This is a genomic window from Flavobacterium sp. CF108, from assembly GCF_900129795.1.
GTDB lineage: Bacteria > Bacteroidota > Bacteroidia > Flavobacteriales > Flavobacteriaceae > Flavobacterium.
Map to the genome: position 1 here is coordinate 558,369 of NZ_FQWW01000004.1, position 21,719 is coordinate 580,087.

Annotated in this window: 18 protein-coding genes; 8 read left to right on the forward strand and 10 right to left on the reverse strand. The window is 34.6% G+C overall.

All coding sequences use genetic code 11. The features are described from left to right. The 5 genes from BUE10_RS14035 to BUE10_RS14055 all read right to left on the reverse strand — a co-directional run bounded on the left by BUE10_RS14035 (position 1) and on the right by BUE10_RS14055 (position 8,639). Complete coding sequence (locus BUE10_RS14035) at positions 1 to 4,707, reverse strand: PorP/SprF family type IX secretion system membrane protein (RefSeq protein ID WP_073486055.1); 4,707 nt, start codon at positions 4,705 to 4,707, stop codon at positions 1 to 3. Next, positions 4,707 to 6,188 (reverse strand): gliding motility protein SprC, encoded by a 1,482-nt coding sequence (gene sprC / locus BUE10_RS14040; protein WP_073486057.1) that lies wholly within the window; start codon positions 6,186 to 6,188, stop codon positions 4,707 to 4,709. Before sprC ends, BUE10_RS14035 begins: the two co-directional genes overlap by 1 nt. Then, positions 6,185 to 6,586: a hypothetical protein gene (locus BUE10_RS14045; RefSeq protein ID WP_073486059.1), complete on the reverse strand. Its 402-nt coding sequence runs from the start codon at positions 6,584 to 6,586 to the stop codon at positions 6,185 to 6,187. The genes sprC and BUE10_RS14045 overlap by 4 nt, the downstream gene beginning before the upstream one ends. A 102-nt stretch (positions 6,587 to 6,688) precedes the next feature. Continuing rightward, on the reverse strand, positions 6,689 to 7,981 hold the full coding sequence (locus BUE10_RS14050) for a hypothetical protein (RefSeq protein WP_073486061.1): 1,293 nt from the start codon (positions 7,979 to 7,981) through the stop codon (positions 6,689 to 6,691). A 205-nt stretch (positions 7,982 to 8,186) separates the two neighbouring features. Further along, entirely contained in the window at positions 8,187 to 8,639 is a 453-nt protein-coding gene (locus BUE10_RS14055) for a hypothetical protein (RefSeq protein ID WP_073486063.1), read from the reverse strand. A gap of 434 nt (positions 8,640 to 9,073) precedes the next feature. Between BUE10_RS14055 and BUE10_RS14065 the strand changes: the two genes are divergently transcribed. The 4 genes from BUE10_RS14065 to recA all read left to right on the forward strand — a co-directional run bounded on the left by BUE10_RS14065 (position 9,074) and on the right by recA (position 12,422). Next, positions 9,074 to 10,222, forward strand: a complete 1,149-nt coding sequence (locus BUE10_RS14065; protein ID WP_073486067.1) for a DNA polymerase III subunit — start codon at positions 9,074 to 9,076, stop codon at positions 10,220 to 10,222. Between the two features lie 7 nt (positions 10,223 to 10,229). Then, positions 10,230 to 10,613 (forward strand): DoxX family protein, encoded by a 384-nt coding sequence (locus BUE10_RS14070; RefSeq protein WP_073486070.1) that lies wholly within the window; start codon positions 10,230 to 10,232, stop codon positions 10,611 to 10,613. Positions 10,614 to 10,748: 135 nt separating this feature from the next. Next, positions 10,749 to 11,258, forward strand: a complete 510-nt coding sequence (locus tag BUE10_RS14075; protein ID WP_073486072.1) for an acyl-CoA thioesterase — start codon at positions 10,749 to 10,751, stop codon at positions 11,256 to 11,258. 156 nt (positions 11,259 to 11,414) lie between these two features. Continuing rightward, the gene (recA, locus tag BUE10_RS14080; RefSeq protein WP_053474356.1) at positions 11,415 to 12,422 is read left to right on the forward strand and encodes a recombinase RecA; all 1,008 of its coding nucleotides are present in this window, start codon (positions 11,415 to 11,417) and stop codon (positions 12,420 to 12,422) included. A 565-nt stretch (positions 12,423 to 12,987) separates the two neighbouring features. Here the strand turns inward: recA and BUE10_RS14085 are convergent. After that, on the reverse strand, positions 12,988 to 13,743 hold the full coding sequence (locus BUE10_RS14085) for a lysophospholipid acyltransferase family protein (RefSeq protein ID WP_073486074.1): 756 nt from the start codon (positions 13,741 to 13,743) through the stop codon (positions 12,988 to 12,990). Positions 13,744 to 13,899: 156 nt separating this feature from the next. Continuing rightward, complete coding sequence (locus BUE10_RS14090) at positions 13,900 to 14,277, reverse strand: GxxExxY protein (RefSeq protein ID WP_073486076.1); 378 nt, start codon at positions 14,275 to 14,277, stop codon at positions 13,900 to 13,902. Positions 14,278 to 14,553: 276 nt separating this feature from the next. On the opposite strand from BUE10_RS14090, the gene trpS reads away from it, so the two are divergent. Continuing rightward, positions 14,554 to 15,528 (forward strand): tryptophan--tRNA ligase, encoded by a 975-nt coding sequence (gene trpS, locus BUE10_RS14095; protein ID WP_073486078.1) that lies wholly within the window; start codon positions 14,554 to 14,556, stop codon positions 15,526 to 15,528. Positions 15,529 to 15,838: 310 nt separating this feature from the next. Beyond that, positions 15,839 to 16,942 carry a hypothetical protein gene (locus BUE10_RS14100; RefSeq protein WP_073486080.1) on the forward strand — a complete coding sequence of 368 codons (1,104 nt, stop codon included), beginning with the start codon at positions 15,839 to 15,841 and terminating at the stop codon, positions 16,940 to 16,942. Positions 16,943 to 17,002: 60 nt separating this feature from the next. Here the strand turns inward: BUE10_RS14100 and BUE10_RS14105 are convergent, their stop codons facing one another. Further along, positions 17,003 to 17,863 (reverse strand): hypothetical protein, encoded by an 861-nt coding sequence (locus tag BUE10_RS14105; RefSeq protein WP_073486082.1) that lies wholly within the window; start codon positions 17,861 to 17,863, stop codon positions 17,003 to 17,005. A gap of 154 nt (positions 17,864 to 18,017) precedes the next feature. After that, the gene (gene dprA / locus BUE10_RS14110) at positions 18,018 to 19,118 is read right to left on the reverse strand and encodes a DNA-processing protein DprA (RefSeq protein WP_073486084.1); all 1,101 of its coding nucleotides are present in this window, start codon (positions 19,116 to 19,118) and stop codon (positions 18,018 to 18,020) included. 238 nt (positions 19,119 to 19,356) lie between these two features. Between dprA and BUE10_RS14115 the strand changes: the two genes are divergently transcribed. Together BUE10_RS14115 and BUE10_RS14120 are read left to right on the forward strand one after the other, a co-directional pair. Beyond that, complete coding sequence (locus BUE10_RS14115) at positions 19,357 to 20,322, forward strand: HU domain-containing protein (protein ID WP_073486086.1); 966 nt, start codon at positions 19,357 to 19,359, stop codon at positions 20,320 to 20,322. A gap of 123 nt (positions 20,323 to 20,445) precedes the next feature. Next, positions 20,446 to 20,916, forward strand: coding sequence for a hypothetical protein (locus BUE10_RS14120; protein WP_143056019.1), 471 nt, complete (start codon positions 20,446 to 20,448; stop codon positions 20,914 to 20,916). A gap of 43 nt (positions 20,917 to 20,959) precedes the next feature. Here BUE10_RS14120 and BUE10_RS14125 read toward each other — a convergent pair whose 3' ends face one another. Further along, positions 20,960 to 21,718: a hypothetical protein gene (locus tag BUE10_RS14125; RefSeq protein WP_073486090.1), complete on the reverse strand. Its 759-nt coding sequence runs from the start codon at positions 21,716 to 21,718 to the stop codon at positions 20,960 to 20,962. Between the last annotated feature and the right edge of the window lies 1 nt (position 21,719).

A 21,719-nucleotide genomic window follows, 5' to 3' on the forward strand; every position in this document is an offset into this window, starting at 1 on the left:
TTAATTCTCGACTTTTACGATAGCCATTTTTCCGTTGTATGGTGATTTACCTTTAGCTTCTAATGCTTTAGTTGCTTCTTGCAGACCATCGAATTTCTCGTAATAGATATAATATTTACTTGTTGTTATATTGTAAAAGAAATTAATATTTGAAAGTCCTGATGCAACTGCTTTAGTTAAGAATTCATCTCTTTTCTCAACACTGCTGTGTACTGCAAGAATCATATAATAACCACTTTCAGAATTTTTAATATTCTTAATAATCTGCATATTTGACTGGTCTTCACCAAAATCAAAATCTGCAGCTGTGAGCGGTGTACTGCTTACTTTCGTTGTTTCCTTAATACGTTTAAGGGCAGCTAAATCCTGAGCATATCTTCCTTGATCATTTTCGTATGCCGCACGCTTAATTCTACGTTTTTTCTCAATTTCAGTTTCAGCTTTAATACGCTCTAAATCGGCAAGTAATGCTGCACCTTCCAGTTCCATTTTTAATTGTGCTGCTTTCAATTCGTTTATCTTCTCCAGATAAGCTTTGTTTAAAGCATCATTTTTATTAGGAACTTTTTTAAGTCTTTCGTTATATAAATTTGTCAGCTTAGCAATCTCATCTTTCTGTGCTTTACTAGCATCTGCCAGCTGTGATTTTAAAGCTTCTATCTGACTGTTTTCTGCAGCAACACTTTTGAAAGGTTTTGGTTCTTTATAAATACCTTTTTCACTTAAGTCATTCTCTTCTTTTAAATCATTCAGGTCTTTTTGTTTATTAGCAACTGTTGATTTAAACTGATCTAATAAATCATTTTGTGTTTTACCTGAACTTTCAATTGACTGAGTTAAGCTTTCAATTGCTTTTGCTGTTTCATCTTTTGCTGCAGCTGCTGCTCTGGCCGCTGCTGCTTCTGCATCAGCTTTTGCTTTCTCCGCAGCTAATCTTGCCTGACGCTCTTCTTCTTCTTTTAATTTTCTTGTTTCTTCGTCAGCTTTTTGTTTTTCTAAAGCTTCAGCATCCGTTTTTGCTTTTGCATCTGCTGCTAATTTTGCTTGTAATGCTTCTGCATCTGCCTTAGCTTTTGCATCAGCTGCTAATTTTACTTTAAGAGCTTCAGCATCAGCTTTTGCTTTTGCGTCTGCAGCTAATTTCGCTTGCAATGCTTCTGCGTCAGCTTTTGCTTTTGCATCTGCTGCTAGTTTAGCTTGTAATGCTTCTGCATCTGCCTTAGCTTTTGCATCAGCTGCTAATTTTGCCTGAAGTGCTTCTGCATCTGCCTTAGCTTTTGCGTCTGCTGCTAATTTCGCTTGTAATGCTTCTGCGTCAGCCTTAGCTTTTGCGTCTGCTGCTAATTTCGCTTGTAATGCTTCTGCATCGGCTTTTGCTTTTGCGTCTGCAGCTAGTTTAGCTTGTAATGCTTCTGCATCGGCTTTTGCTTTTGCATCAGCTGCTAATTTTGCCTGAAGTGCTTCTGCATCTGCCTTAGCTTTTGCGTCTGCTGCTAATTTCGCTTGTAATGCTTCTGCGTCAGCCTTAGCTTTTGCGTCTGCTGCTAATTTCGCTTGTAATGCTTCTGCATCGGCTTTTGCTTTTGCGTCTGCAGCCAGTTTAGCTTGTAATGCTTCTGCATCGGCTTTTGCTTTTGCGTCTGCAGCTAGTTTAGCTTGTAATGCTTCTGCATCGGCTTTTGCTTTTGCGTCTGCAGCCAGTTTAGCTTGTAATGCTTCTGCATCTGCCTTAGCTTTTGCGTCTGCTGCTAATTTTGCTTGTAATACTTCTGCATCTGCCTTAGCTTTTGCGTCTGCAGCTAATTTTGCTTGTAATGCTTCTGCGTCTGCTTTTGCTTTTGCGTCGGCTGCTAACTTAGCTTGTAATGCTTCTGCATCTGCCTTAGCTTTTGCGTCGGCTGCTAATTTTGCTTGTAATGCTTCTGCGTCTGCTTTTGCTTTTGCATCGGCTGCTAACTTAGCTTGTAGTGCTTCTGCATCAGCTTTTGCTTTTGCATCGGCTGCTAACTTAGCTTGTAGTGCTTCTGCATCTGCTTTTGATTTTGCGTCTGCTGCTAACTTAGCCTGACGTGCTTCTTCAGCTTCTTTTAATTGTTTTTCTTCTGCTTCCGCTTTAGCTTTTGCGGTTGCTTCTGCATCAGCCTTAACTCTTGCATCAGCAATTAATTTAGCTTGTAAAGCTTCCATGTCTGCTTTTGCTTTCGCTTCTGCAGCTAATCTCGTTTGTTCTGCTTCTGCATCTGCCTTAGCTTTTGCATCTGCAGCTAGTTTCGCTTGTAATGCTTCTGCATCTGCTTTTGCTTTAGCATCGGCTGCTAATTTAGCCTGACGTGCTTCTTCATCTGCTTTCGCTTTTGCATCTGCAGCTTGTTTTGCTTGTAATGCTTCTGCATCAGCTTTAGCTTTTGCGTCTGCAGCAAGTTTCGCTTTTAATGCCTCAGCATCCGCTTTTGCTTTAGCATCGGCTACTAATTTCGCTTGTAATGCTTCTGCATCTGCTTTCGCTTTTGCCTCTGCATCAAGTTTTGCCTGAGCTTCAGCATCTGCTTTTGCTTTTGCATCGGCTGCTAATTTTGCCTGAAGTGCTTCTGCATCTGCTTTCGCTTTTGCTTCCGCAGCTAATTTAGCCTGAGCTTCTGCATCGGCTTTTGCTTTTGCATCTGCTGCTAATTTTATTTTTAATGCTTCTGCATCAGCTTTTGCTTTTGCTTCTGCAGCTATAATTGCTTGTCTGGCTTCTGCATCGGCTTTTGCTTTTGCATCGGCTGCTAATTTTTCTTTTAGAGCTGCTCCTTCTGCGGCTTTTGCTTTTGCGTCAGCGGCTGCTTTTGCTCTGTTTGCTGCATCAATCGAAGCTTTTGTTTTTGCTTCAGAAGCGGCTTTTGCTTTTGCTTCTGCAGCTAATCTAGCCTGAAGCGCATCTGAGTCAGCCTTTGCTTTTGCATCTGCAGCTAGAATTGATTGTAAATCTGCTTCTTCAGCTTTTGCTTTTGCATCGGCTTTACGTTTTGCTTCTGCAGCATCTGCTTTAGCTTTCGCATCTGCAGCTAGTTTTATTTTAAGTGCTTCTGCATCTGCCTTAGCTTTTTCAGCAGTTAATTGCGCCTGCGTTTTTTGCGGAGCCGGAGCTGGCGTTGGTGCAGCAGCGGTTTGTTTCGCTTTAGCTTCTGCATCTGCCTTAGCTTTTGCATCGGCTGCTAGTTTAATTTTTAATGCTTCGGCATCAGCTCTCGATTTATCTGCAGCTAATTGTGCAGCTGTTTTTTGTGCAGCTGTTGCTGATGGTTTGTTTGCTTGTGCTTGTACTCTCGCTGAAGCGGCAGCATCAACTCTCGCTTTATTATCTGCAGCTAATTTTATTCTTCTCGCCTCAGCATCAGCTCTTGCTTTATCAGCAGCTAATTGTGCTTGTGTTTTTTGTTGTGTAGCAACGGCTCTGTTTGCTGTTGCTGTCTGCGCTCTTGCTGCGGCTGCGGCATCTGCTTTAGCTTTAGCATCGGCGGCTAATTTTATCTTAAGAGCTTCGGCATCTGCTTTAGCTTTGTTGTCTGCGTCTAATTTTGCTTTTGCTGCAGCATCGGCATCAGCCTTCACTTTTTCTGCAGCAGCAAGTCTGGCTTGTTTTGCTTCTGCATCTGCAGTGGCTTTTGCTTCAGCAGCTAATCTTGCTTTTTCAGCACCATCTACTCTTGTTACCGGGGCTGTATTTGTTTTTGGTTTAGCAATTACTGGTTTAGATGTCGTTCTCGAAGGGTCTATTAATGATCCTTCTTCATCATCTCCGTAATAGTAATTTCTATTTTTGAATTTATAAGCAATTGCAAATTCATGAGATCCTCCCATGTTTGTAAAATTGCCCATTCCTCTTTCATAGTTATATTCGATTGCAATGCTTGGTGAAATATTAACCCCTAAACCTGCAGAAACTCCATATAAAGTATTGTAACCTGCCTGCGCCCAAACTCCTTGTTTCAGCGAAAGCATCGCAAGTCCTGAAAGAACTGTTTTATCTTTTTTAATTTCTGTTTTTACAATTCCTGAGAATTTACTTTGCTCAAAAAAACCATAACTGTCAATGTAGCCAGTGTACATTGCATGTAATTCAATTGCTCTTTCCGGATCTTCTTTTACAACTCCTGAACCAAAATTGTAAAGAATTAAATTGTTTACCGATAATCCGAAATCAAGAAAAGCGGTTCCGTAATTAATCCCTGGATTTACAGTAAGCATTGTGTTTGAAGGATAGTCTCCGTTTAAAATATCCGGATCATCAGATATAATTTTTCCTTTGTCTAAACCGCTTTGATAAGCACCTACGTTTAAACCAAAAGTAAGGTTACTGTCTTCCTGCAAAACGATATTGTGAGCGAAATTGACAACTCCGCCAAATACGGTCATTAAACCATAATTTTGTTGAAACAAACCAATAGCAAAGGCTTCATTTTCTCTGAATCGGCCAGAATAATTAGCTAAATAAGTTTGCGGTGCATTGTCAAACTGCACCCATTGTCTTTTGTTATAAAAGCTTGCATAAGCGTTTGATTCGCGAACAAAGCTAAATGCGGGGTTTATTAAATATCTATTAAACTTTAATGAATTTCTGATAGGTAATGAAAACGAAACAACTCCATTCTCATTTTGGTCTTGAGAATAGAGCACATTAGAAAAACCGTAAAATAAAGTTATGAATAGTAAAATTTTCTTCATTATTTAATCACAGTTATTGATCCTTTTTTTTCACCTGTGTCTGATTGAATGACATAGTAATAAACTGGATTTACATTTTTAAAATCTTTTATTAAAAAGTTAAGTTCCGGATTGTAATTGCTTCCAACATCATCATACATTATCTCTCCGTTTGAACTTAAAATTATTAGCTTGGTCGACGGTGTTTTATAAACATCTGGAATATTCCAGTAAGGATAAGCGCCGCTCAGTTTAACAATATTTGGAATTACACTAGTAACAGCGTCTGTTTCTGAAGTAACTCTAAATGTAAATTCTCTTGAAGCTATACAACCTGATTCCTGTGATATTTTAACTCTATATAAACCTCTTACGGCTACCAGATAACTTGAACTGTTAGCTCCGTTTATTGCAATATTATTTAAAAACCATTCGAATTTTGGAGTCCCTGCATCTGTAGTTACAGATACGTTTAATGTTTCTCCTTCTTTAAGCTGATATGTTTCCGGAACATCTATACTCGCTGTGAAACTATTGCTTTTTAAATCAATGCTTCCTGTAGCTTTACAACCTCCAAAATCAACCTCAACGGAATAAATTCCAGATTCGTTTGTAGTAATGCTGCGAGATGTCTGCGCGATTACAACGCCATCTTTTTTCCAAACATAACTATTACCTGATGTTGCTGTTAAAACTGTTCCTGCACCGTTTGAACAAAAAGGATTTCCTAAGCTTGAATCTACCGTTACTGCAGATCCCCCGCTTGAAGAAACTACTGTAACACGATTTGACCTAAAGTTATCATCATCACAACCGCCATAATTGATTTGTGCATAATAAACACCCGGCGCATTTGCCACTAACGTTGTACCGCTTTGTCCTGCAATTAATACATCATCTTTATACCATTTATACGTTAAATTCGGATAATTGGCAGGAGATGAAGGTACGTCTGCAGGGGTTGGATTGTAAACAGAAAGGCTTAAATTTCCGCCTGAACAAATCGTTGCATTGGCTTCATTATTATTGATGAAAAATTTATCCGCAAAGATTCTGTAATAAGCAGGAAACGAAGTCTGGTCCTGGAAATTCTTAACCCTCTGGCTGTAAGTCGGCGTTGCCGTATTACTTTTAATACGAAGGCTATATGTATTTGATCCCTTTAAATCCGTAGGAATAGCAAATTTAATAGTCTGCTGCTGCGCTGCAGGATCATCTACAAACGAAATTTTTGTTGTAGCAGTAGGGGTTGTAAAACTTCCTAAATCATCTGAAAGTTCAACTTCAAAAGTAGTTCCTGCCGGAAAGTTTAAATAGCTGAATGTTGCGAAGTATTCATTAAAAGGCGCTCCATTTACCATTAAACCGGCACAAATTCTATCAAAAGGAAGCTGTTGTCCAACTATTGCTGGGGTTTGAGCATAGGTATGCGATTTAGTAAAGAGAATTATACTAAATAAAATGAAAACTTTAAAAAAAGATAAAGTAGTTTTTTGAATCATATAGTACGTGTTCTTGCTAAGTCTATACGCTCAAAAAACAAGATATCTATGAATGTTTCAGAAAAATCATATTTGTAGTTCTCAATAATATCTTTTGCAAGAATTGAAGTAGAACCAATCAATGAGTTTTCTTCACAATCTGAAGATTGATCTTTCAAATCAGCCGACATAGTAAGGCTGTCCTTGGGGGTGGACAGCCCTACTATTAACTGATTAGAATTATCTAATTTGCTGATACATTTATCAGCTGATTCGTTATTTTGATTTATCTCAATTGCAGCTAATGTGCAGTCAGAAACAGCAGGTTTTTCTATTGCTGAACTTTGTGCATACAGACTTAACGAAATAGGAGAAACCAAAAAGAATATATATAAATATTTTTTTGTAGATAGAGCCATTATGTTTTGATCTTTATTTGGTCCTTTTAAGACGGATACATAAATTGTGTCTGGGGACTTTATTAATAAAATTTACGCTTTGAAATAAAAATCGAAATCTATTTATCTATTGCCGCTTGAAGCTGTAATTTTTCCTAATTGTAATCTAAAGTCTGGTTTCTTAGGATTAGAAATATCTATAAAAGTTTCTTTGTTATCACTTTGTGAATACACGTTAAAGAATACGCTATTACCATACCAGCTCTCTAAATCTTCATTATTTGAATTGTATTCTGTAAAGATGTTTCCATTACAAAGATTAAAATACATTTCTTCAAACTTGATTTTTTTAAGGTTAGCATCGTTAATCTCAGTTTTACTGTCTAACAATACTGCAGGATTAAATCCAGAGATTACACTACGTTTCAATTCAAGAGAAGCCGTTTCAGCAACATAAATTGCTTCTTTAACTAAACCTGCCTGAATATCGGCTTTAATGTTTTCACTATCGTTTAACATTGTAATGTTTGTGGCAACAACTAAAGTAGTTTTTTTAGTAAAATCTGTTTCGTTTTTCTTTTCAAACGATTTTACTTCCATGCAGCGAGATCCATCTTTGTTACTTGATAAATAAGAAGATCTAACTGCTAATGAGTTGAATAAACGACATTGAACACCTTGAGTAAATTTATAATCGTCGTTGATTGATTTATAAGAAACAAATTTTGTAATGTTAACGTCTCCACCGAAGAAAGCAAATGAATCTCCTCCAGAGTAGCTAACCATAACGTTTTCAAGAATTGTTTTGTTACCAACACCTGCAATAGTTAAACCGTTGAAAGTATCAACTCCTTTCACTTTTTTACCTGCAAATTCGATTCTAACATATCTTAAAATTCCAGAGTTTGAAGCAACATTGTCACCACCATAAGTAGTTAAAGTTGGATCAAGGTCCATGTTGTAAGATCCTACGTTACCGAATTTGTTAATAGGAGCATCTCCAAGAATTACAACACCACCCCAGTCTCCAGCTTTTTTCTGGCTGCGGTTAGATGTAAATACGATTGGATCAGTTTCTAAACCATCAGCAACTAGTTGTGCACCTTTTGTAACTACCAATGTTCCTTTTGTTTCGAAATCACCAATAATTAAAGTTCCAGGTTCAATTGTTAAAACCGCATTGTTTGTAACGTAAACGTTACCTTGCAAAACATAGATATTCCTTTTAAGCAATTTAGTATTAACAGAAATGTTTCCTGCTAAAATTTGATTTGCTTCTCCATACTCTACTTTGTTAGGCTTAAATTCAGTCCAGTTATTTAACCAGTTCGTGTAGCCCATAATTCCTTTCTCTTGTTGAGCACTCATACTCGTAACTGTCAAAAGAACGCAGATCATTTGAGTAATTTTTTTCATGATAAAGGTGTGTATTAGGTTAATAATAAATTTGGGTATGCTTTAAATAATTTGGGTATGCGTAAATGAAAAAAACTGTTCTCGGTTTTTCTAATATTATTCAGAATAAATCGAGAACGAGTTGTTTTGTTTTACTTTTTCAAAATGACACATAATCATCTGTATAACCACTTCAAAAAAAGTCTTTAAATATTTTTTTTAAATCTTACATTTCATTCAAGTCATTGAACTCGTGTAAAGATTTTAATGTGTTTTCATAAAATAAAATTGCCGCGATAAGGTTTCCTTTGTCAGAGTAAGGCATCATTTTTCTTTGAAACTCTACTGTAGTATCTAAGAAAGTTGTTGTACCAATCGCCTGATTATCTAATATTTTTTTGTGGTCGCCATCGTCCGGAATACCTAAATCTGCCATCGTAACACCAGGTTTTGTAACCAAAGCAATGTAAGGGAGAGTTTTTACTAATACTTTAATTCGCTCAATATACAATTCCAAAAGTTCCCCTTTTTGCATACCACTCAATTCTTTTTGATCATGGTATTTACGAATAAGAGCTGTTGTACTAATAATACTTCTTGGAGCGTTTTTTGCCTGTGCAGAAACAGCTGCAGTAGTCATGATAAAAAATGCACTAAATAAAATAATTTTCCCTTTCATAAATTCTTATTTATATTGGTTGTTGATGCAAACAAAAATATAGAAATTAACTTAAATTGCAACTTTATTGAATTCTTTTTTCAAAAAAAAAGCTTAAAAAAACCTCAAAACCCTGCTATATGTCGAGAAAATGTGCGTTTTAACGGGCTTTTTGTTAAATATGTTAAAACAGGAAACGTAAGAGATTATCTATAAAAACGAGATGGAATTTTACTATAAATAGCCAAAAAAAGTATACGTTTGTCGTTTTGAACAAAAAAATATTAACAAAAAAGTCTTGATATCTACTCGCGTGAAGTAATTTATTAACAAAAGTTAGCGACAACAGAACAAAAATTTCAGCAAAAAACAATCATATTCTCATAAATGAAATCCAGCTCAATAATCTTTAATCTAAAATTTTTGACTACATCATTTTCTGTTATCTTTGCTTCATGCAATTTTCTCAAATTTTAGGTCAGGATTACATCAAAAGTCACTTGATAAAAAGTGCATCTTCCGGGCGAATTCCTCATGCACAATTATTCATTGGGCCTGAAGGAAGCGGTACATTATCTACAGCAATTGCTTATGCACAGTACATTTTGTGCGGTAATACGGGAAATGAAAACGAAAATGGAAATGATTCGTGCAATTTTAAATTTCAAAACATTTCACATCCCGATCTGCATTTTATTTACCCAACCGTTACTACCGAAGATGTCAAAACCAAGCCTAAAAGTTTAGACTTTATTCAGGACTGGCGAAACTTTATTCAGGAAATGCCTTACGGCGGATTATTTGACTGGTATAAAACTTTAGGCGTTCAAAATAAACAGGGCGAAATCAGGGTTGAAGATGCTCAGGAAGTTTTAAAATCGCTTGCGCTGAAATCATACGAAGGCGGTTATAAAATCATGATTATCTGGATGGCAGATAAGATGAATATTGCAGCTTCGAATAAACTTTTGAAACTGCTGGAAGAACCTTCAGATAAAACAATTTTTATTCTGATTTCTGAAAATGAAGAAGACATTATTCAAACCATACGTTCTCGCTGTCAGGTAATTCACTTTAATGGACTTCCCGAAAAAATAATTGCCGAAGCATTAGTTTCTAAAGAAAATATAGATTCAAATTTAGCCAAAAAAATTGCCCACCAGGCACAGGGAAATTTTAATAAAGCATTGCATTTATTGAAAGAAGATGATGCTGAATATCCTTTTGAGCAATGGTTTGTAAACTGGGTTCGTGCTGCTTTCAGAGCAAAAGGAAACGCCGCAGCGATTCAGGATTTAATTTCCTGGAGTGAAGAAATTGCCGGACTTGGCCGCGAGAGCCAGAAAAAGTTTATTCAGTTTTGTATCGAAATGTTCAGACAAGCATTATTACTGAATTATCAAACGCCAAGTTTAGTTTACATTGAGCCAAAAGTCGACAAATTTAAACTCGAAAATTTTGCCCCTTTTGTAAACGGAAATAATATTCACGAAATTTTCAAAGAGCTTTCAGACGCGATGTATCACATTGAAAGAAACGGAAATGCGAAAATAATCTTAACCGATTTATCTATAAAACTGACTCGTTTAATTCATAAAAAATAGTCCTCAAATGAACAATGTTGCCTCTATTTTAATATTAGCATTTTTAGCCTTAACTTTTTTACAATCGGGCTATGAAAAAATTTTTTACTGGAAAGATAATGTCGCCTGGCTTAAAGAACATTTTGCCAAAACACCATTAAAAAACCAAGTACCGCTTGCCCTTTTACACTTGCTTATTTTAGAATTAATTTCTGGAATTTTAAGTGTTGTCGGCGCAATTCAATTACTAACAAACAGCGGTCGTGACTATGGTTTTTATGCCGGAATATTTTCATGTATCTGTTTGTTAATGATGCTTTTCGGACAACGATTAGCCAAAGATTACGATGGCGCAAGAACCATAGTTATTTATTTAATTCCTGCCATTATGTTAGTTAACTGGATGAATTAATCAACCGCAATTATTCAAAAAGTCAGCCACAGATTTCACAGATTAAAATGATTAAAAAATTTGTGAGAATCTTTGAAATCTGTGGCAAGAAACGTCCACAAAGCGGACATAAAATAAAATTTTATTATTAAAAAAATGAATCCAAAACACCCTTCAGAATCGCTGACAATATTAACTGATTTAGTTTTACCAAGTGAAACAAATCCTTTAAACAATCTTTTTGGCGGCGAATTATTAGCCCGAATGGATCGTGCAGCAAGTATTGCAGCGCGCAGACATTCTCGCCGAATTGTAGTTACGGCATCTGTAAATCACGTTGCTTTTAACAGGGCAATTTCCCTTGGAAGCGTTGTTACCGTAGAGGCAAAAGTTTCAAGATCATTCAAAAGTTCTATGGAAGTTTTTATAGACGTTTGGGTTGAAGACCGCGAATCTGGAAACAGAACCAAAGCAAACGAAGCTATTTATACTTTTGTCGCTGTTGACGATACCGGAAGACCTGTTGAAGTACCGGCAATTGTTCCTGAAACCGAGTTAGAAATACAACGTTTTGAAGCTGCTTTGCGCCGTAAACAGTTAAGTTTAGTATTGGCAGGAAAATTAAAGCCTTCTGATGCTACAGAATTAAAGGCTTTATTTTTGTAATACAAATTGTTACAATTTGAAACAATTTGAAGCAATCAAACTTCAAAAAAAGAAGTATTTTTACACATTCTAATTCGCCAAATAAAAATTAGGAAGTTATTCCGCTATTTGGTTTTTGAAAGGCAGAAAATAACAATTTTAGATATTTAAGAAAAGATGAGTTCAGACAAAGAAGCCAAATTAAAAGCGCTGCAGTTAACGCTTGATAAACTTGACAAAACCTACGGAAAAGGAACCGTAATGAAAATGGGCGACAGAGCCATTGTAGAGGTAGAAACGATTTCTTCGGGTTCTCTTGGTGTTGATTTAGCTCTTGGAGTAAATGGATATCCAAAAGGAAGGATTATTGAAATATACGGGCCAGAATCATCTGGTAAGACTACATTAACATTACATGCAATTGCAGAAGCTCAAAAAGCGGGCGGAATCGCAGCGTTTATTGATGCGGAACATGCTTTTGATAGAAACTATGCTGAAAAATTGGGCGTTGATATCGAAAACTTAATTATCTCTCAGCCAGACAACGGTGAGCAGGCTTTAGAAATTGCCGAAAACTTAATTCGTTCTGGAGCTATAGACATTGTCGTAATTGACTCTGTTGCGGCTTTAACGCCAAAAAGTGAGATTGAAGGCGAGATGGGAGATTCTAAAATGGGTCTGCATGCACGTTTAATGTCTCAGGCTTTAAGAAAATTAACCGGAACAATCAGCAAAACAAATTGTACTGTTTTCTTTATCAACCAGCTGCGTGAAAAAATTGGTGTTATGTTCGGAAATCCTGAAACAACAACCGGTGGTAACGCATTAAAATTCTATGCTTCTGTACGTTTAGATATTCGTCGTTCTTCTCAAATTAAAGATGGTGAAAACGTAATTGGTAACAGAACTAAAGTTAAAATCGTTAAAAACAAAGTGGCGCCGCCTTTTAAAACTGCCGAATTTGACATTATGTACGGAGAAGGAGTTTCTAAAACAGGTGAAATTCTTGACTTAGCAGTTGAATTTGAAATCGTTAAAAAAGCAGGATCTTGGTTTAGCTATGGAGACACTAAATTAGGTCAGGGTCGTGATGCTGTAAAAGCTTTAATTAAAGACAATCCAGAATTAGCTGATGAATTAGAAGTTAAAATTAAAGCTCACATCAAAGAATTAGCTGATGCTTAAAAATTTAAAAAGTACTTAAAAATCAATACTTTATATTCTAAACCCGGGAGATTTAAAATCTTCCGGGTTTTTTATTTGAAAAAAAATTTAAAAAAGACGCAACCTTTTTGTAACTCCTTCATCTATTGAAATAGACATAATGTTTAATTGGTATTGGCCATAAATACACAGTTCAACATTTTTTTTATAATAAATTTGGTTGGTTGATTCATTAAAAGTCCGTTAGTTTCTCTCATGGTTCTAACGGGTTTTTACTGTTTTTTGAAAAAAAATTCAGCAGCTGATATAACCTTTTTACTTTTTTTCGGTCTAAGATATTATGACGCTAACCTGAGTTTACCCAAACTCCTTATTATCAAGCCATAAATATTTAACCATGAAAGAAAAAAGAGAAATGCTGAGGAGTAGAAAACGAAAGAAAACCAAATTAAAAATTAAAAAAATATTGCGTTTTATCTCAGAGAAAATAATTCATCGATAAGCTTTTTGAATATAAACGGGGGTTTTTATTTCGAAAGAAAACCCGGCAAGTGTAAAATCCTGCCGGGTTTGTTATTTATTTTAACTACTCTTTTAAATCTTTCTTTTTGAACTCCAGTAAACCTTTATAAATCACTTGTCTTACAGTTTCTCTCAGTTCTTTTCTGTGATCAAGTGTTATACCGCTTGTTTCTAAAAAAGGGAGGATTTTACCTCGCATTTTCCCTGGACTTCCGCTTAAAAAAGTATACGAAAAACGTTCTTTATTATCGGCAAAAACAATGGGCACTATAGGAATTTGGTGCTCAATTGCTAATCGAAAAGCGCCGTCTTTAAACTCGTCCAGCAAAATAGATTCGTCGTCTGGAACTCCGCCTTCAGGAAAAATACAAATACTTAAACCTTGATTTAAACGATCTTGTGCACGTTTAAAAACTTCATTTTTACTTTTTGAAGAGCTTCTGTCTACCAAAATACAGGTTCTTTTATAGAAAAATCCAAATAGCGGAATCTTCACAAGCTCTTTCTTTCCAACAAAAACAAACGGGTTTTTTATAATAGCAAGCATCAGCATAATATCCGTCATTGAAGTATGATTTGCGACAATCATATAACTCTTATTTCTGATAAGCTTTTGTTCGCGTTTTACTTTGTAATAAAAACCCATCCCGAAAAGGATAAATTTAGCCCAAATGCGGGCCATTTTAAAAAAATAAGGGTATCCTCTCTCTGAGATAATAGAAATCAGTAAAAACGGCAGCATAATCAATATTGGAACCGCCATTAAAACGTAAAACCAAATGCGCCAAATAATCCAAAAAACAATCTTTAATCCTTTCATGGTTTCAAATGTAAGAAAACCGAAATGAATTTTTATAAAGAATTTGTTTTACCGCAAAGTCTTTAGGTTTTTAACCCAAAGTACGCAAAGGTTTTTCGCAAAGGAAAGAAGTTATTTTTTTAAGATTTGCTTTGCAATAAGTTCACAAAGCTTTATCTATAAGTTGTTTATGACTCTTCTTATTCCGTTTTTCAAGAGGCTTTCATTGAAATTTACAAGTAAGCCTAGTTTATAATTTCCTAGTTTTAAATAGGTTAAAGTTTGTGCCAAATGGTTAACGGTGAGTGATTCTACAGTTTTTATTTCGATTAAAAACTTGTTCTCTACAAGCAAATCAATTCGGTATCCACAATCAAGCTTCACTTCTTCAAAAACCAATGGTAAAGCTTTCTCTTTTTCTACTAGAAATCCTCGCTGTGTAATTTTGTAAAACAAGCATTCTTTATAAACATTCTCTAATAAACCTGGACCAAGTTTTTTATGAATTTCAATAGCAATTCCAATTATAATATTTGATATTTCGTTTTCTGTCATATTAAAAAACATCAAATTTATAAATATATTCTTATAATTAACGCAATAATCTTAACTCTAAAAGATTTAAAAATATTAATCCTTCTAGACAAAGCTTTGCGAACTCATTGCAAAGCAAATCTCAAAAAAAACAACTTCTTTCCGTTGCGAAAAACCTTCGCGCACTTTGCGTTAAAAGCGCCAAAGAACTTCCAAACTTTAAGCAAAATCTTCGTGTGCTTTGCGGTTAAAAAAAACATCACGACCTTTGTAGTTAAAGAATAAGAAAAAACGAGAATGGCAAAAATACTTACTGGTGTTCAGAGTACTGGAACGCCACACTTAGGCAATCTATTGGGAGCTATTATCCCTGCAATTGAATTATCGAATAATCCAGCAAATGAATCATTTTTGTTTATTGCTGATTTACACTCGATTACACAAATTAAAGATGGTAAAACATTAAGAGAAAACACGTATAGCACTGCTGCAGCATGGCTTGCTTGTGGTTTAAATCCAGATAAAGTTACCTTCTACAGACAATCTGATGTGACTCAAACTGCTGAATTGACCTGGTATTTAAGCTGTTTTTTTCCTTACCAAAGATTGACTTTGGCACATTCTTTCAAAGATAAATCGGATCGTTTAGCAGATGTAAATGCTGGACTTTTCACCTATCCGATGTTAATGGCTGCTGATATTTTATTGTATGATGCAGAGTTTGTTCCTGTTGGAAAAGATCAAGAGCAGCATATAGAAATTACACGTGATGTCGCTTCGCGCTTCAATCATCAAATGGGAGAAACATTTGTACTTCCAGAAGCCAAAATTCAGGAAGAAGGCAAATTGATTCCGGGAACAAATGGCGGAAAAATGAGTAAATCTGCCAACAATATTATCAATATTTTCCTTGATGATAAAGTGTTACGCAAACAGATTATGAGCATTGAAACAGACAGCACACCACTTGAAGAACCAAAAAACCCTGATACCTGCAACGCTTTCGCCATATATGCTTTACTGGCAAATGAAACTCAGATAGCCGAAATGAGAGCCAATTACCTTGGTGGAAATTACGGTTACGGTCATGCAAAACAAGCTCTTTTTGAATTGATTACAGAGAAATTTAAAACTGAAAGAGAAAAATATAATTACTACATGAACAACCTTGACGAAGTAGATGCTCTTTTGAAAAAAGGTGCTGCAAAAGCTTCTGTCATTGCTGATGGAGTTTTAGCAAAAGTTCGGGAAGTTCTTGGATTTGAGAAATAACACTATTAGTCTAAACGGTTAAATTATCTTCTTTAAAAAAAGTCTGTTATCTAATAGGCTTTTTTTTATCATTAAATTTAATAAAAATAAGAATAATCTTAATTTTTATGTTTCTTTAAATTAAAAAACAAATTACATTTTTAAGTCCTGAATATCAGTAAAATATTACATATTATTTAAATATAAAATTTAGATAATTTCGTAATAAATGCAAAAAATTTATAAATTTTTTCTTAAATAAATAATGTATTTCAACATTGTTGTAAACTAAATACTATATTTATCGTTCAAATCTATAAATTTTTAACCTATGAAAAAAATCCAAATTTTAGTAGCCTCAATTGTTTTAACTGCTTTTACTGCATGTACAAGTGATGTAGAAAACGAACAAACCGCATCAACTGCAAAAAGTAAATCTGCTGCAAAATCTGCCTTGGTTAATCCCACTGTTTATGCAGCAGGTTATGGTCGATCGTCTTGGGCAACACAAACCACTTCTACAATATGGACAGATGGCACAGCATTTGACCTTACAGACGGCGTTAACGTAGGATCTGCATGGTCTGTTTTTAAAGAAGGTACTTATGTATATGTTCTAACAAAAGAATATAGCCCAACAGGAGGTCCAACTATATCTAAAGTGTGGAGAAATAATGTCTTATTGTACACTTTACCAACGAGTGGATCTACACATCCAAGCTCACTATTTGTTTCGGGAGGTATTGTATATGTAGCCGGTACTGAATTTGGAGGCCCTAAATCGATAGCAAAACTTTGGACTAATGGAGTTCCTTTAAACTTAACTGATGGAACCTACAATGCTGAAGCTAATTCAGTTTATGTAAGTGGAGGCAGTATATATGTTGCTGGTAATGAAGATTCATCAACAGGAAAAAATATCGTGAAAGTATGGAAAAAAACAGGAACAACTGTAACTCCTTCTATTATTTCAAATACAAGTTATAACAGCTATGGAAAAGCAGTATTTGTAGTAGGAACCGATGTTTATGTTGGTGGAAAACAATCTACAACTACAAGCAGTTATAGTTCTAAAGCAACGGTTTGGAAAAACGGTGTAGCAACATTTTTAACAGATGGTGCTTACGATTCTAGTGTAAACTCTGTTTTTGTTGCTGGTGTAAATGTATATGCCGCAGGATACAAATATAATGGCACAAATAGTTCAGCTCTGGCTTGGAAAAATACTGTCGTTACGCAATTATCTGTTGGAAACAATAATGGATTTGCATATTCTGTTTTTGCTTACGGAAATGATGTTTATATAGGTGGAATTGAGCAAAATCCAAGTTTTAGTAACGCAGTAAATGTTGGTAAAATTTGGAAAAATGGGGTAGAGTATTTTACGACTAGTCAAGACTATTACCATAACATTACTTCTATTTACGTTCAATAATTAGATTTAAAAAAATTCAAAAGCCGATTTAAAACTATCGGCTTTTTTATATAAATTTCTTTAAGCTCTTCCTAATCTGGCCAATAATAAAATCAATCGTAATACAACGATGATAATAACAACTATAGACCAAGTAGACATTCCACCGGAAGAACTGCCGCTGCTATATTCTTTTTCATTCGCAGCGTCGATTCTGTCTTTGTGAGATCGTATTGAATTGCTTAATTCATAATCTATTGGTTTATAATTAACCATTGAAGACACCATTGGTTCTATAAACTCATTCCTTACACCTGCGTTAACAATTGAACCAGACATTTTACTATAAATTGCCCTGATTTTCTTGTCGTTTTCTTCAGATCTAAAATGAGAAAGCAAAGTGTAAAAGCTTCTATATTTTATAAATTCAATTGTTTCAGCACCCGATGATAAAGAAGGATTTTCATCAAATTTATTTACAACAAAATCAAGTTTTGTACTCACCTTTTGACTCAAGCTGTCTAATGAATTTTGGGGCAGATATTCTTTAACATTCAAAAGATCATCAATAACATCAAATTTATTCTGCGCTATATTTTGATTGAAAAAAGCATCTAAATCTTTAGATAAAAATCTGTCTATAAACGATTTAATATTTTCTTCATTCACAGAAACAGAATAATCTGTAATGAATCTGTTTCGGGAATAATTTTTTCTGGCAAAGAAATTATAAAGGATTCGATTATTCGAAATAAACAAAATCTCTTTTGGAAATTCGTTAAATGCAGTGATCAAATTTTCTGCAAGATTTGGGTCTAAATTTGGGGTTTGAGATCGCTCAATTTCAAATTGCTTCCTGACTTTTTCGGAGTCTTCTGTGCTGAATCCGCTTCGGTTTTCTTTATAAATCCCAGCGTTTTCAATTAGTTCTATTATATTCATTTTTAAGGTTTTTGGTAGAACAAAAATATACTTTTATTACACTTTGCCTAATTTATTTTGGCATAAATGTTAAATAATTAAATATAATTTACATTGAATTAATATTTAAGATATCTGGAATTTAAATATGAAATTTCTTTATTGATATTACACATTAAATCGCCTCAAATAATTTCCCTGGCAAAGGTCTAATAACGCCTTTAAGCTCCATATTTAAAAGAATTCCTGAGATTTTAAAAACAGGAAAATTACATTCGAGCGCAATAGTGTCAAGCAGTTCTTTTCCGTTTTTTAAGAGAAAATCGTAGATTTTTTGTTCATCAGCTTCAAGATCAATAAACAACTGTTTTTGAATTGCTTTGGGTTTCTTTTCAATATCCCAATTGAGAACATAAATCAAGTCGGCTGCACTGCTTAACAAACTTGCTTTTTGGGTTTTAATTAAGTCATTACAGCCTTGACTATATCTGTCTGTAACCCTGCCCGGAACGGCAAAAACATCCCGATTATAATCGTTGGCTAAATTGGCTGTAATAAGCGATCCGCCTTTATCTGCAGATTCAATGACTATTGTGGCTTCGCTTATTCCGGCAACAATGCGATTTCTGCGGACAAAATTCTCTTTATCCGGATTTGAAGTACTCCAAAACTCAGTAATAAAACCTCCGTTTTCTTCCATTTTTGCCATATACTTTTTGTGCGTTCGGGGATAAACCTGATTTAATCCATGGGCTAAAACGCCAATAGTCTGCAATTTATAATCCATTGCAAATTGATGCGCCACAATATCAACTCCATAGGCAAAACCGCTTACAAGTACTGGGTCAAGCGGCGCAAGATCTTCAATAAGTTTTCGGCAAAATTCGGTTCCGTAAGATGTGATTTGGCGGGTGCCGACAATACTAATAATCTTCTTGTTTTTTAAATCTATATTTCCACCTGAAAATATTAAAACAGGAGAATCAATGCAATGTTTTAAACGATCCGGATATGTTTCATCCTGAAAGAAAGAAACTTTGATATTATTTTTTCTGATAAATTCAAGTTCCTGATTTGCTTTTTCAAAAATGGCTTTGTCTTTTATGTTTTTCAGCATAACAGAACCAACTCCATCAATTGCAGCAATTTGATTGGTTTTCGAATTAAAAATTGCTTCTGCATTTCCGCAATAATTCAATAATTTTTTTGCCATAATATCTCCCACTCCATCCACTTTCATTAAGGCTAATAAATAAAATAAATCCTGATCTGACATTCTGCAAAAATATTATGTAAAATAGAAATAAAAATTGTACTCAAATAATAATGCAAATATGCTAAAAACAAAGTAAATTCTTAATAAAAATTAAGTTTTATAAAAAAGTAAAGTAGTCGATGCTAATAAAGTGTAGCATAAAATATTGAAAATTAATTGTATATAAAAATCTTGCAATTGTTAATAAAAATTGTGAATAAAATTTTGATAACTATATTCATTACCTAACTTTGTTGATATGAAAATCGAAACTTATATCGCGCAATTATTATATCGTTATCAGTGTGTAACGGTTCCCGGATTTGGGGCATTTTTAACCGAAATTCAATCAGCACAGCTGAATGAAAGTACGAATTCGTTTTTTCCACCGAAGAAAACGGTTTTTTTCAACAGCCGCTTAAAAAACAATGACGGACTGCTGGCAAATCATGTTGCTCAGGCAGAAAATATATCTTACGGAGCTGCTGTAAATGGTATTGCTTTTGAGATCCAAAACTGGAGACAGACGCTTGAAGAAAATGGCGTTATCAGCCTGAAAAATATTGGAGATCTTCGTCTAAATTCTGAGAACAATATTATTTTTTCACCAAACGATCAAATTAACTATTTGTCGACTTCTTTCGGATTAAGTCCGTTTGTTTCTCCAATGGTGAAAAGAGAAATTTTTGAAAAGAAAATCGAGCAAATCTCAGAAAGAGAAACTACTGGATTGTATGAAGATGAAGAAGTAAGATCGTCAAGATCTTATTTGAGATATGCTGCCATTTTTGTTCTTGGTTTAGGAGTTACCGGAAGTATTGGTTATCCTTTGTACCAAAATCAAATTGCTGCACAAACGCTTGTTGTGGAAGGTAATGTTCAGAAAAAAGTTCAAAACAAAATTCAGGAAGCAACATTCGTAATTCAAAATCCGCTGCCGGCTGTAACATTAGCTGTTGATTCTGCAAAAGTAGAAACTGCAGAAGTGAAACTTATGCCGTATCATATCATGGCCGGTGCTTTTAGAAGCGAAGCAAATGCGAAAAAAGCATATAACCAATTAATCAAAGATGGTTACAAAGCCAGAATGCTTGGAGAAAACAAACATGGCTTATTCCCGGTTTTATACGGAAGTTATGCCACAATGGGAGAAGCTGAAAAAGCACAAAAAGAGATTCAAAAAGGCGAAAATCCAGATGCCTGGATCCTGGTCGAAAACTTATAAAATCCTCAAAATCCTATTCTTACCGAATAGGATTTTTTTTGTCTTATTTTGTCGTTTTTAAATAGTTATCTGGTAATTTTAGAATTAATCATCATTTAATTTCGTTGTCAATAAAATTTAAAAATGATGAATAAAATACTTAAAACATTTGCAGTAGTGCTGTTTATGATGAACTCGCAATACTTTATGGCGCAACAAACGATTCAAGATCAAAAAGCTTACGAAATGGAATTACAGAGAGCCGAAAACGATGCCAGAAAAGCTTCTGTTGAAAATCACAGAAAACTTGACGATAGAATTTCGGAATTGCAAAAGCAGCAAAAGGAAATTGAAAAGCAAAGGAAAGAAGTTGAATCAAAGAAAAAAGCGTTGGTTAAATCGGAAGATAATTTAAAATCAACCAAGGAAAAAATCAGTAAACTGGAGCTTGCCAATCAAAAAATCGAAAACAAAATAACAACATCTACAATCTCTGATGAAGAAATTCAAAAACAAAGGCTAAAAACCAAAGAAAACGAGGTTAGTATTCAAAAACTCAAATTAACGCAAATAACGCAGCAAAAAGAGCTTGAAAAAGCCATTTCATCTCTATAACTAAAAACAAAAAACCCGATTCTATTTGAATCGGGTTTTTTGTTTATCGTGAAACAATTTTGGCATTTTGAGAAAGGATTTCTTTTCCGTTTTGAGTAATTATTAATCTTGCTGGCGGAGAACCTTTTTCTCCCAAAACTATGATATCGCAAGTGTAAACATAATTTCCTTTTTTGAATTCATAACTGTGGTTTCCTCCCGTACCATCAGCAATAAATTTACCATTTTGAATGATTAAATCCGGTTTCTCACTCATCTTCTGCTTTACAGACCAAGATGCATAACGGTAATTATCATTTCCTAAATCATCAATTCTAATCCTGAATTTTGAAGTTTCTAAAACACAAACCGGACTTTTGAACTTTGCTATACTGGAATGAACGTTTTGCTTTTGAGAGGAAACAAGTTTTGTTTTCAAGTCTTTCTCAAATTTCGACTGATAATTAATCGATGTCAATTTTCCATCGGTATCAATCCAGATTGTTCCATTGTTTAGCATAATTCCTCGCCATCCCACTTCTGACCAGTCTTTATCGGGTTTTGACGATGTTATTTCTTTCTTTAAATCAGCATCAAAAATCTCAGAATATCGCTTTATAAATTCTGTTTTATTTTTGATTGAAGGGATTGGAGTCTCTCTTTCCAGCGGATAAGAAATGATGTTTGCGATTGCTTCTTTCTTATCCCCTTTTACGTTGTTGATAAAGGTTTGAATGAATTTTTGATATTCTTTTTTTAGTTCCTGACCACTCACATTTGTGACAGAAAAAATAACTAATGCGATGTATATAAGCTTTTTCATG